The following is a 12,994-nucleotide window of genomic DNA, read 5'->3' as shown; positions in this document are numbered from 1 at the left end:
TCAGCTCCTACTCTCCGGGTATTGATCTGCTATCTCTACCTGCGGCATTCTCGAACGGAAACACATAGCGCCGATTCCGGCGATGTAGATCAATTGGAACAAGGCCCCTGTCAAGCTGAAACAAATGATGCTGGTCATGTTGTCTCCTAATTCATAGCCTAACCAAAGCGAGAGCCATCTGGCAGAGAAGAGAAACACTTCAAAAACAAGCATCGATTTCTGCCGTTCCAACACTTGCGCTGTAACCGACGCGGGCGGATTCAGATAAGCGAAGAACAGCCATAAAACCATCCAGCGCGCATATTCGCCGGCCAACCCCCATTTTTCGCCGAGGAGCAGCTTAAATAATTCCGGCCCCCAGATCATGATGATGAGGGTGGGCACGATGCCTATTGCGAAAAGGGCGGCAGTCGTTTTCATAAACACGGGAAATAATCGTTGACCCTTGTTATGAACCTCCGATGCACGCTTGAGATACACTTGACGGACCGATTGACTGATAATCGTGATCGGTTGTTGGAGCAGACGGAGCGAAACTCCGTAGAACCCGACGACGGCCGAGCCGTAATACATGGCCAATAGAAATGGCGCCATCTGGTTGCTGAGCGCGTTCAAAAACGTCTGCGGCATGTTGAATAGCGGGAATTGCTTGTACCGGATGGAGGCGGCTTTGATTTTGGCCCATCGAAGCTGCGACAAAATCATTTTGCCGTCTTCCTTCCATGTCTGGTACATAAGCGCCGAAGTCGCGATGACTTGTCCCCCTAGCTGGCCGAGAATTAACCCGACCGCGTGTATTCCGGAAAAGCCAGTCGACAATTGTATGCCGCTTACCGTCGTGGAGCGGAGAATTTGGGAGATGGATTGCCTTTTGAATGTTTTCTTCCGCGTGCTCCAATAATTGCAGCTTTGGTACCAGCCGACGGCCAGCATCCCGATCGGAATCCAAATCAGCCATAGCGGATCCGAATCTGCCCCGAACATCCCCATGAACCATTCTCCAAAGAATGCAAAAAGCACGGCAGCGAATCCCGTTACGGCAAGAACGGAAAGCATGGACAAACCCATGACGTTAGCTGCCTCTTCGTCGCTATCCGGCAGAACGATCGCAATTTCGTATTTCCCCCCGGTAATCATAGAGAGAATGCTGATCATCGAACTATAGAACGTAAATACGCCGTAATCAGTCGGCGAGAACATTCGCGCGATGACTGGCGCCGATAAAAACAAAATGATTTGCGAGGCCACCGAGCCGGTTATAAGCACTGTTAGCTGCTTGCCGAAGGTATTGACTCTCGATGACCGCCGAACAGACATCGTAACCGATCGGGCTGTGCGCATGACTGGATACACTCCATTTCGAAATAAAAGTTTAAGGAATACAGTTAACGTTTAACTGCATGCCTTAAACTTTTAATGGTGGGCAATTCATGAGTAAAAAATAGGGGGCATTCAACCCTCCCTCACGCTACACCCTTGACGATCAACGTCTAAGGCGGAATTCCGCCCACAGCATAGCCGAGTACCTACATTGATAAAGGTAAGTAGGTATCACCTTTGCACATCGGCTGCCGCTTCAGCAGTTTGATGACGAAACTTAATAGTAATCCATACCTTTGAAACTCGACGCTTTCATGCCGTTTATTACAACGCCGAGCACGTTCGCTTTCACGCTATCCAACTGGTCTTTTGCTTTTTTGACATATTCGCGCTTGGACCGTTTAGCATGCACGACAAGAATGACGCCGTCGCAACGCGCCGCGACGATTTTGGAATCTGCGACTGCCAGAACGGGAGGTGAATCGATTAACAGGATGTCCGTCTGCTCCCGCAAAGCGGCAATCAACTGCAGCATACGTTTTGAAGAGAGTAATTCCGACGGATTATGAGGAATTTGTCCCGACGGGATAACACGCAAATTCTCAATATGCGTATCTATCACGATATCTTCAAGCTCTAGCGAATGTCTTAAGTACGACGATAATCCCGCCCTATTGTCCATATTAAAGATTTGGTGAATGGCCGGGCGCCGCATATCACCATCCAGGATGACGACACGCCTTCCTGCTTGCGCGAAAGCAATTCCTAGGTTGACGAGCATCGTCGTTTTCCCTTCGCCCGGCATGCTCGAAACGGCGGATATGACTTGCAACGGTTCTTCTATGTCCAAGAACTGCAGCTGCGTGCGCAATGCCCGAAACGACTCAGACACATGCAATTTGGGATTCGTATCCGTAATGAGAGCCTTTCTATTAATTAGTCGCAACATAAGCGGACTCACCTGCCTTCTCGCTATTCTGGGTTTGGCTCGCTTTGGAATTACGGAAATAGGATTTGTCCATGTCGACGATCGCGGCCAAAACGGGAAGATCGAGATAATCGTTAATCATTTCTTCTGATTTAAGCGAATCGTCAAAATTGTTCACGATCAAGGTGGCGGCCGCGCTGAGCAAGAACGCCAGGATGAGGGCGATCATAATATTGAGCACGGGCTTTGGCGAGATGGGGCTGGATGCGTCTTCCGCGCTTGCCCAGTTCAGTACCGTTACGTTGTCGACTTTCATTAAGACGGGAATCTTCTTAACGAACTCGGAGGTTACTGCGTCAATAATCGACGAAGCACGCTGATAGCTGGTATCTGTGGCGGAAAACGTCATGACCTGCGTATCGTTCACGGAGCTCACTTTGATCTTAGAAGCCAGCTGGTTGGCGGTTAAATGCAACTCCGGATGTTCCTTTACGACATCGTCCATGATCCATCTTGTCCGGACAATCTCTTTATAGGTTGCGATAAGCCGGATTTGAGCATTCAGGTCGTTAAGATTCAAATCCTCTTCTCCGTTTACGAGCTTTGTTTTATTGACCATTATTTTCGTCGATGCTTCATATTTGGTATCGATATACTGATAAGAATAAACCCCTGTTACAACGCCAGCCACGATGGTGATGATTGCAATTGTCCATAACCGCTTCCGCAATATTAATAACAATCCCTTGAAGTCCAGTTCCATACCTTTATGCTCCTCCCCATTTCCAAAGCTTTCTGAAATTGCTGCGTCCCTCCACCGGCTGCGCAATGAGGCGTTCTCCCCGAAGCAATAGTTCAGCGTTGTCTTGAAAAATAGCGGCGGCCATCTCGCATTTTTCCGAGACAAGCCGCTCGTATGCATCCTTCAGCCAAAACTGCCTTGTTCGAGTGTTATGGGCATCAGATGCAAGCAATTGGACCCAGCCGTTACTGCACATTTGAATTGCAATCCGCTGCACTTTGAGACCAAAAAGACCAACGATCGATTGAGACGTCACCTGAGCAAAGACTCCTTTGCGCCCCCATTCAGCAAGCAGTGACGGTTTTTTTATGAAGCTATGATTACGTTCGGGGTGTGCTAACACCGGTATGACGTTTCTAACTCGCAGCTCTTCCAGAAAATCATCAAAATATTGGGGGATATGGTCATCCGGAAGTTCGATCAACAAATAGCTGCTGTTTCCAAGCGTTTGGTAATTTTGTTCCAGAAGTTCTGTTCGGTAATCTCGATTCAGATGAAATTCCTGCCCTGGAAGCAAGGTTAGCGGAATGTTTGCTTCAATTAATCGCCCTTGAAGTTCCTTGATTTTCAAGGCAATTAACGGCGGTGGATTATAATAGTGCTTTTTTCCGTGGTGCGGAGTGACAAATACGGTTTTTATGCCTTGATCTAATGCAATCCTCCCCATGTGTAAGGCTTCTTCAACCGAGCCCGCTCCGTCATCAAGACCGGGCAATATATGACAATGCGTATCGATAATTCCCTTAGCCAAACATGCTTCAGTAGCAGTCTCCATTCAAATTTCCCGTCCTTTTAAAATATAAATCCTCTGTAGATCTGCACGATGCAATTAAAAGCCTATTTCCAGCCTCGTCGCAGATACAACTTGTATCGAATTACATTCTTAATTTAAGATACAAAGTGTAACATTGTCAAGTGTATTTTTTGTTTTTCACCCAATTACGATACAAATAGTAACATCCGGACGCAAAGAAATCTTTGAAGCAAAAGAGCAGTTCTTCTCTCTCCAAAGATTTCTTTTAGGTTTATTCATTTTTCACGGCCAATAAAAAAGCCAACCATCCCGACCGTTTGCCGATGCGTGTCGCCTTGTGACCACTACATCCTCACAAAATTGAAACTTAAATGCTCTGTCCGTCCGTTATGTATATTTGCGTTCTGCAGTTAGAAACTGCTGCCACTTCTCGAGAGGTATGCCTAGTTGTTCGAGAAGAACCTTAATTTCAATTTGCGTCGGTGCCTGCTTGCTATCCATCATCATATCGTCTCTATTTTTCATGACCGCTCTCCCGTTCCTTCATGACCTCGTAAACAAATTTCAGTGTTATTATACCTAAGAACTCAAGAGGAAGGTGTCGTTTGGTGTGCGTCAGAACCCACATTTTTGATTAAATAATGTCGTTTCTTGTCGGATATCATCCATTATTTAGTCATTTGCATCGAGGTCAAAGTTGTAAATCAAACATAAGGATAACAAGAACTTATACGGATAATCGATGTGATCGTTACGAGTTTGACAGAGGTTAATAAACAGGTTTTTAAACTATTCATTTAAATAATACATTACTATTTACCCTTGCAATGTCTATTTCTGATAAGTAGAGTAGAATGGTAGGATCATTCATTAGTGGTTATTTCACCCATTATTAATCACGCGTACTGGAGGTATGGAATGAAACGCAAATTAGCAATTCTATTGGTGCTGGTCGTTTGCTTTGGTTCGTGGCTTAATTATCCAATGAACAAGGTATTTGCAGCAGGAACTATCTATTACGTTTCTGTAGATGGTAACGATTTGAACAGAGGAACTTCACTTTCCGCGCCTTTCAAAACCATTAATAAATCAGTCTCTGTCGCTAGAGCAGGAGACACGATTTATGTACGAGGCGGTACCTACTATCCCATTAGGGCGATCAACCCTACATCCAGTGGAACGAGCACAATGCCCATTACATTAAAGCCCTATGGTAATGAGAACGTCATGGTGAAGGGAACCAAGCTTCTGCTGGATTCTGATAAAGTTATCCGTATGGACAACGTCTCCTATTGGATTATTTCCAAAATTAACGTGACGGAAGCACGAGGCATTGGTATTAGCATCCAGAATTACGCTCATCATAACCGGATCGAGTCCCTTTCCACATATCGCAATCACGGCACCGGTTTGCATTTGGAAAACAGTGCGCACGACAATTATATTGATCGGGTAAATTCTTATCTAAATTACGATGAGGAAACTGGCGGCACAAATGCTGATGGCTTCGCTATTAAGAATGGTGCCTACAACAATACATTCAATCGCTGTAGTGCCTGGAACAACTCCGATGATGGCTGGGATACATGGGAAGGGAGTTCTTCGAACATCAATAAATCCCTCGCATTCAACAACGGCTTCGATGAACATGGCAAACATTTTATCTATGGAAATGGAAACGGTTTTAAACTAGGTGGCGAATACGACAGCAGTAATCCTTATAAGAGCGGCAATAACCAAGTTAGAGAATCTATAGCTTTTGGAAACTATGCAAGCGGTTTTACATACAATGGCGCTGTCCTACCGAACAAGCTGTATAACACAACGGCCTATAATAATAACAGAGGGGGATTGTCCTATGCGTACAACTATGATTTTAGAGGCTCGGATATGATCGTGAATGCTATTTCTTCAAAAGGCAGAATTCTTATCGGTGCCAATGTGACGCAAATGAACAACTCATGGAACTTAAAAATTGATCCGTTGTTTCAAAGCACGGACGCCAATTCGTCAAATTTTCTATATCTCAAAGAAGACAGCCCAAGCATTGATGCCGGCCGTTTGACCGGTCTGCCTTATGTCGGTTATGCACCTGATCTTGGAGCTTTTGAGTTCGGAGACGAATGGTAATAATAGCAACAAAATAATAGCAGGAGTAGGCTCCTTAGACATATTTGAACCCCGGCAAGAAACCCCGTACCAAAGTTTGAACAAAACAATGTGGTGTCTCAATCGAAGAAGGTAAATAAAAAGAACCTTGTCAGTACCTCAAATATGACTAAAAATAGCGCCACAGGGTTTTATCCCTGTAGCGCTATTTGCCGTTTCGATCTAATGCTGCTCATCAACAGATCAAGGTAAACGATAGCGCCCCGGCCTCTAGGCTCACTATTGGACAAGCCGCGAAGCAGGAATTCTCGGAATCCCCCTGTTGTTCTTCATAGTCCGAATACGCTTTTCGGTTCGTGCATCCGCCGTATGAAAACTGTGGAAGGAAAGTCAGCGGAAACGCAAACTAGCACCATAAGCCATTCCAAAAAAATCAGGCGACCGTTCTCCAATTGAATTCAGAGAAGCGATCGCCGCTTAATTTAAACTTTATTGACTTTCTATTGTCAGGGATATGACAAGTTTAAATGGCTTGCCTCTTCCTCCGGTCAACAGTGGTGAATTCACCATAATATAAACTCTTTTTTCACTGTCTAACATGAGGGATTAATTCCCGCCTACGCGGGCCAATTCTTTCATGTTGGCTTCGAATGCCGCGAGAAGCGCATCGTCGCCGACCAAGCCGGTCTGCTCCATCTTCTCGATTTGCTGCAGCATCCGCTTGTAGTCCTTCGGAATGATCTTAACGAACTTCGCCTTGGACGCTTCCCAATCCGACAGGAGACGGTCGCCGACCGCACTGCCCGTATAGGCAACGTGGCGCTGAATCATCGCCTGCAGCTCTTCGGAATCTCGCTCGTCTTCGACGCGCTCTAGGAGCACCATCTCGATGTTGCAGTGCTTGTAGAAATCGCCTGCTTCATCCAGGACGTACGCCACGCCGCCGGACATACCTGCTGCGAAGTTGCGTCCTGTTGGGCCGAGGATGACGACGCGCCCGCCGGTCATGTACTCGCAGCCGTGGTCGCCTGTTCCTTCGACGACGACTTTAACGCCGGAGTTACGCACCGCGAAACGCTCGCCCGCGATTCCGCGGATATACGCTTCGCCGTTCGTGCCGCCGTAGAAGGCCGTGTTGCCGATAATGACGTTCTCTTCCGCTTTGAAGGTCGCCTTCGGAGACGGAGCTACAATGATTTTACCGCCGGAGAGACCTTTACCGACGTAGTCATTGGAGTCACCCTCCAAGGAAAGCGTTATGCCCTTCGGAACGAAAGCGCCGAAGCTTTGGCCAGCCGAGCCGACGAAGTGGAACGAAATTGTGTCTTCTGGCAGCCCCTTGGCGCCGTACTTACGCGTAACCTCGCTGCCCACGATAGTACCGACTACGCGGTTGATGTTCGTAATCGGCAGCGTTGCGCGGACTTGCTCGCCGGTTTCGATCGCCGGAAGCGCAAGCGGCAGCAATTGCTGCATATCCAGCGATTCATGCAGCTTGTGATCCTGCTGCTGCGTATTAATGCGAGCCGCATCCTGCGGAACCTCCATTTGATGCAGCAGCGGACGAAGATCGATGCCTTTGAGCTTGTAGTGGTCGATCAGATCCTTGGTTTGCAGGCGGTCTACGCGGCCAACCATTTCATTGATCGTACGGAAGCCAAGCTCAGCCATGATTTCGCGAAGCTCCTGCGCCACGAACAGCATGTAGTTTACCATATGACCCGGGTCGCCCATGAACTTCTTGCGTAGATCCGGGTTCTGCGTAGCTACGCCGACCGGGCATGTATCCAGGTGGCAGACGCGCATCATGATACAGCCAAGCACGATAAGCGGAGCTGTCGAGAAGCCATATTCTTCGGCGCCGAGCAGCGCTGCGATCGCAAGGTCGCGGCCGTTCATGATTTTGCCGTCCGTTTCCACGACGACGCGGTCGCGAAGGTTGTTCAGCATCAGCGTTTGGTGCGTTTCGGCAAGGCCGATCTCCCATGGCATACCCGCATGGCGGATCGATGCCAGCGGAGATGCACCCGTACCGCCGTCGTAACCGCTGACGAGGATGACATCCGCGCGGCCTTTGGCTACGCCTGCGGCGATGGTGCCAACACCCACTTCGGATACGAGCTTCACGTTGATGCGCGCACGAGGGTTAGCATTCTTGAGATCGTGAATCAGCTCAGCCAAATCCTCGATGGAATAAATATCGTGATGCGGCGGAGGCGAGATAAGACCTACGCCTGGCGTAGAGCCGCGAACCTCGGCAACCCAAGGGTAAACCTTACGTCCAGGCAGCTGTCCGCCTTCGCCCGGCTTCGCGCCCTGCGCCATCTTGATTTGAATTTCGTCGGCGTTCACCAGGTAGTTGCTCGTTACGCCGAAACGGCCCGAGGCAACCTGTTTGATCGCGCTGCGGCGAGAATCTCCATTAGCATCCGGGATGAAACGCGCCGGATCTTCGCCGCCTTCGCCGGTATTCGAACGTCCGCCGATGCGGTTCATCGCAATCGCCAGCGATTCATGCGCTTCTTTACTGATGGAGCCGTAGGACATTGCGCCTGTCTTGAAGCGTTTCACGATGGATTCCACCGATTCGACTTCATCGAGAGGCACAGGCTCCGCATTATAGTTGAACTCCAGCAACGAACGGAGCGTCATATACTTCTTGTCTTCGCCTTGAACAAGCTCCGAGAATTTCTTGTACAGCTTGTAGTCGTTATTGCGCGACGCCATCTGCAGCGTGTGGATCGTCTGCGGGCTGAACAAATGCTCTTCGCCGTCTTTGCGCCATTGGTATTCGCCGCCGGATTCCAATTCCTTCACGCGGCCTTCCTGGTCGGCGAAAGCACGGTTATGATGCTTCAGCGTTTCTTCGGTAATGGTGTCAAGACCGATACCGCCGATACGGGTCTCCGTCCATGTGAAGTACTCGTCGACCAATTCGCTGTTCAAGCCGACCGCTTCGAAAATTTGCGCGCCGCGGTAGGATTGAATCGTCGAGATACCCATTTTGGACAGAATCTTCACGACGCCCTTAGTCGCTGCTTTAATGAAGTTCTTCACCGCTTTGTCATGCGTAATGCCTTTGAGCATGCCTTGACGGATCATGTCGTCGAGCGTCTCAAATGCCAGGTACGGGTTGACTGCACTCACGCCGTAGCCGAGCAGCAGGGCAAAATGGTGCACTTCGCGCGGCTCGCCGGATTCCAGCAGAATGCTGACCTTCGTGCGGGTGCCTTCGCGAATAAGATGGTGATGCAGGGCGGATACAGCCAGCAGCGATGGAATCGCCGCGTTCTCGCGGTCGACGCCGCGGTCGGACAAGATGAGAACGTTATGGCCTTTGCGCATGACGCGGTCAGCCGCTTCGCACATTTGCTTGATCGCAAAGCGCAAGCCGGCTTCGCCGTCAGCCGCTTTGAACAAAGTCGGCAACGTGATCGACTTGAAGCCCGGACGGCGTACATGACGCAGCTTCGCGAACTCTTCATTCGACAGCACCGGCGATGCCAGGCGGATATGGCGGCAGCTCTCAGGCTCCGGATTCAGCAGGTTGCGCTCAGGACCGAGCGTCGTGCCTGTAGCCGTAATAATTTCTTCACGGATCGCATCGATCGGCGGGTTGGTAACCTGCGCGAACAGCTGCTTAAAGTAGTTGAACAGACGCTGCGGGCGTTCCGACAGAATCGCCAGCGGCGCGTCATAGCCCATGGAAGCCATCGGCTCAACGCCTGTGCCCGCCATCGGCTCAAGCACCTTGCGCAGATCCTCGAACGTGTAGCCGAACGCCTGCTGGCGCTGCTCGACCGTATCGTGATCCGGCTCCGGAAGCTCAGGCGCATCCGGCAGATCATCCAAGCCGACGAGATGCTCATCGAGCCAGTCGCGGTAAGGATGCTCAGCAGCGATTTGGGCTTTCACTTCTTCGTCGGAAACGATACGGCCCGACTTGGTGTCAACGAGCAGCATGCGGCCCGGACGAAGACGGTCTTTATATAGAATGTTCTCCGGAGGTACCGGCACTGTACCAGCCTCGGAGCCGAGAATGATGACATCATCCTTCGTTACATAATAACGTGCAGGACGAAGACCGTTCCGGTCAAGGATGGCGCCGATTTGTGTACCGTCGGTAAATGCCATTGCGGCAGGACCGTCCCACGGCTCCATCAAACAGCTGTGATACTCATAGAAAGCTTTCTTCTCATCGCTCATGCCCTCGTGGTTGGACCACGGCTCAGGAACCATCATCATTGCCGCGTGCGGCAAGGAGCGTCCGGAGAGATACAGGAACTCGAGTGTGTTATCAAACATCGCCGTATCGGAGCCGTCCGGGTTAATAATTGGTTTGATTTTGTCCAAATCCGATCCGAACAATTCCGTAGCTACCATCGTTTGACGGGCGTGCATCCAGTTGACGTTGCCGCGAAGCGTATTGATCTCGCCGTTGTGAATCAGGTAACGGTAAGGATGCGCGCGTTCCCAGCTCGGGAACGTATTCGTGGAGAAACGGGAGTGGACAAGGGCAATTGCCGTTTCCATTGCTTCGTCGTTCAACTCTACATAGAAAGAACGAACCTGCTCTGTCGTCAGCATGCCTTTGTACACGATTTTTTTGCTCGAAAAGCTGGAGAAATAGAAGCTGTCCGCGCCTTCCATACCGGAGTAACGGATCGCCAGCTCAGCGCGTTTGCGGATGACGTAGATCTTGCGTTCAAAAGCAAGCTCATCCTTAAGCGCGTCATTTCTGCCGATAAACACTTGACGAACAAACGGTTTAACCGATTTCGCGGAGAAGCCGAGCTTCTCGTCATTCGTCGGAACGGTACGCCAGCCGAGGAGCGTCTGGCCTTCTTCGCGAATGATGGCTTCCAATTCACGCTCATGCTTGCTGCGCACGCTCTCGTCCTGCGACAGGAAGAGCATGCCTACGGCATAATCTCCGCTGGCCGGCAGTTCAACGCCGCTGCTCTTCAGTTCGCGAGCGAAGAACGCATGCGGAATCTGAAGCAGAATACCTGCTCCGTCACCCGTGTTCGGTTCACTGCCTTGACCGCCGCGATGCTCCATGTTCTCGAGCACCGTCAGGGCCTGCTGAATAATCGTGTGCGATTTCAATCCCTTGATGTTAGCCACAAAGCCCATTCCGCAAGCATCTTTCTCGTATTGCGGGTCATACAGACCTTGCTTCGGCGGCAACCCTAAAAGCTTCTCTTTCACTTGGATGCAACCTTTCTATGAGGAATTTTTGAATAAACGGAAGGAATGGATTCTTATGCATCGAATCCGGCTTCATTTCCTGAGCTGCATCGCTTAATATAGAAGCAGGAGGCAATGAGCTTGTGAAAATACTCGCGACGGCTTACATGTTGTTTTGAAAAAAAGACACTGACGGCGGCTCTGCAGCATGCCGTATTCGTCAGCATCCTTTCGGTAAAACAGCACATGCTCGATTTTCGTTATTATATTATTTTAACATCACCACATAACGATATCAATTTAATATTTTTATGAAAGTGATAAGAGTTCTTTAACGGAGCAACGCGGCCCCGTAATCACGACAAAATGGGTGTATATTTATTCAGACGCATAATTATTCAAAAGGATGTGGAATTGTTGACTAGTAAATTCAGGAAATCACCTAAACAAGCAGCCGCTCTGACCGCTGCCGCACTCATGATCTTCACGATTAGCGCAGGAAGCGCTAATGCCTTCGGCACTTCGGCAGGAGGCTATGTCAAAGCCGTTGCCTCGTACGCAGCAACAGCTGCACCACAAGCTCCCGCGGCAAAAGGAAGCGATCCACTTCATATTGTTGCGGTCGGCGATTCGCTGACCGTCGGTTACGAATACGGGATGGGTGTTACTTCCGTTCCTTACGGCTATGTGGACCGCGTGTACGAACAGGCGCTCTATCACGGACGCGCCGATCTCAAGAATTACGGTGTCCTGGGCTTGAAATCGCCTGGGCTGAGCGGATTTCTTAAGGCGGCGGCAGAAGGCAAGAGCGTAACGGCGGAAGAGATTCAAGTGAATGATCTTACCGATGACGCTAATCGCTTTAATGCAGGCGTAGTCGCGAAATCCGCCCAAATGGCTGCGGACTTGAAGACTGCCGATCTCGTTACCTTGACGATCGGCGGCAATGATTTTACGCCGATCTTCGAGGAGATCAAATCGAAGAACCTGCCGGCGGATGAGCTGAAGACGAAGCTCGATGCTATGCTGGCGGACTACAACCCGCAGCTGGAGGCTTCGCTCCGGACGATTCTGAGTCTGAATCCGAAGGCAACCGTCGTATTCGCGGATCAATACCTGCCTGCGCCAAAGCCGTCGACGCTGAACAAAGCGATCACGCAGGAGCAATATGACGTGCTCACCGCCGCCGTATCCCAGCTCAAGGGACAGGATGAAGCGCTCGCAGCCAAGCTAACGCAGGAAGGCTATGACGTGCGCGCCGTGGACGTATCCGCTCCGTTCAAGGACAAGGAACTTTTCTATACGTACATTCTCAAAGGCGACATCCATCCCAAGCAAGACGGCTATGACGCCATGGGCAGAGCCTTCGCCAAGGGCATCTGGGGCAGCTATCGCGATCCGGGCGCACTTGCGATCGGCACGCCGCTTCGTGTCGTGGTCAACGGAAGCAGCTTGAAAGGCGCCAATAAGCCCGTGCTGAAGAACAACACGACCTTCCTCCCGATGCGCGATATTGCGACGGCGCTGCATGCCTCGCTGGCTTGGGATAACAAAACAAGAACGGCCACGATCAAGTCCGGCGATAAGCAGGTTGCGTTTACAATCGGCGCAAATACGATGAAAGTCAACGGACAGTCCGTGCCGCTTGAGACACCGGCCTATCTCCAGCAGGTCGGCAGTAATTCCGTCACGTATCTCCCGCTCGCCGCATTGTCCAAGGGACTCGGCTTTCAAGTCGAATACCGGAAGCCGATAGTGACGGTATTTATTAATTCTTAGCGCGCCGGCAATTAAGACGAGTGAGCGGTTGCGCCGAAAAAACGGAAAGATATGAACATGAAAACGTGAAGACGTGAAGACGTGAAGACGTGAAGACGTGAAGACGTGAAGA

The 12,994-nt window shown here is 50.2% G+C and carries 8 protein-coding genes; 2 read left to right on the top strand and 6 right to left on the bottom strand.

Annotation, left to right across the window (positions count from 1 at the left end):
* The 5 genes from KXU80_RS24950 to KXU80_RS24930 form a co-directional block, all read right to left on the bottom strand.
* Positions 1–1,341, bottom strand: a complete 1,341-nt coding sequence (locus KXU80_RS24950; protein ID WP_219835799.1) for a lipopolysaccharide biosynthesis protein — start codon at positions 1,339–1,341, stop codon at positions 1–3.
* Positions 1,342–1,597: 256 nt separating this feature from the next.
* Positions 1,598–2,269: a CpsD/CapB family tyrosine-protein kinase gene (locus KXU80_RS24945; protein ID WP_219835798.1), complete on the bottom strand. Its 672-nt coding sequence runs from the start codon at positions 2,267–2,269 to the stop codon at positions 1,598–1,600.
* Positions 2,253–3,011: a YveK family protein gene (locus KXU80_RS24940; RefSeq protein WP_219835797.1), complete on the bottom strand. Its 759-nt coding sequence runs from the start codon at positions 3,009–3,011 to the stop codon at positions 2,253–2,255. Before KXU80_RS24940 ends, KXU80_RS24945 begins: the two co-directional genes overlap by 17 nt.
* Positions 3,012–3,015: 4 nt before the next feature.
* Entirely contained in the window at positions 3,016–3,825 is an 810-nt protein-coding gene (locus tag KXU80_RS24935; RefSeq protein ID WP_219835796.1) for a tyrosine-protein phosphatase, read from the bottom strand.
* Positions 3,826–4,191: 366 nt separating this feature from the next.
* Positions 4,192–4,329 (bottom strand): hypothetical protein, encoded by a 138-nt coding sequence (locus KXU80_RS24930; protein WP_219835795.1) that lies wholly within the window; start codon positions 4,327–4,329, stop codon positions 4,192–4,194.
* Positions 4,330–4,722: 393 nt separating this feature from the next.
* On the opposite strand from KXU80_RS24930, the gene KXU80_RS24925 reads away from it, so the two are divergent.
* On the top strand, positions 4,723–5,934 hold the full coding sequence (locus tag KXU80_RS24925) for a right-handed parallel beta-helix repeat-containing protein (protein ID WP_219835794.1): 1,212 nt from the start codon (positions 4,723–4,725) through the stop codon (positions 5,932–5,934).
* 585 nt (positions 5,935–6,519) lie between these two features.
* Here the strand turns inward: KXU80_RS24925 and gltB are convergent.
* Positions 6,520–11,124 (bottom strand): glutamate synthase large subunit, encoded by a 4,605-nt coding sequence (gltB, locus tag KXU80_RS24920; protein WP_219835793.1) that lies wholly within the window; start codon positions 11,122–11,124, stop codon positions 6,520–6,522.
* A 396-nt stretch (positions 11,125–11,520) separates the two neighbouring features.
* Here gltB and KXU80_RS24915 point away from each other — a divergent pair, with 396 nt between their 5' ends.
* Positions 11,521–12,882, top strand: a complete 1,362-nt coding sequence (locus KXU80_RS24915; protein WP_219835792.1) for an SGNH/GDSL hydrolase family protein — start codon at positions 11,521–11,523, stop codon at positions 12,880–12,882.
* Positions 12,883–12,994 lie beyond the last annotated feature (112 nt).

The organism is Paenibacillus sp. R14(2021) (assembly GCF_019431355.1).
GTDB lineage: Bacteria > Bacillota > Bacilli > Paenibacillales > Paenibacillaceae > Paenibacillus_Z.
The sequence above is the reverse complement of the archived record's forward strand: the minus strand, read 5'-3'. Positions and strand labels throughout refer to the sequence as shown.

Coding starts and splice junctions, on each gene's coding strand:
- KXU80_RS24945 (WP_219835798.1), bottom strand. CDS start 2,269: ATGTTGCGACTAATTAATAGAAAGGCTCTCATTACGGATACGAATCCC.
- KXU80_RS24925 (WP_219835794.1), top strand. CDS start 4,723: ATGAAACGCAAATTAGCAATTCTATTGGTGCTGGTCGTTTGCTTTGGT.
- KXU80_RS24930 (WP_219835795.1), bottom strand. CDS start 4,329: ATGAAAAATAGAGACGATATGATGATGGATAGCAAGCAGGCACCGACG.
- KXU80_RS24940 (WP_219835797.1), bottom strand. CDS start 3,011: ATGGAACTGGACTTCAAGGGATTGTTATTAATATTGCGGAAGCGGTTA.
- KXU80_RS24950 (WP_219835799.1), bottom strand. CDS start 1,341: ATGCGCACAGCCCGATCGGTTACGATGTCTGTTCGGCGGTCATCGAGA.
- KXU80_RS24935 (WP_219835796.1), bottom strand. CDS start 3,825: ATGGAGACTGCTACTGAAGCATGTTTGGCTAAGGGAATTATCGATACG.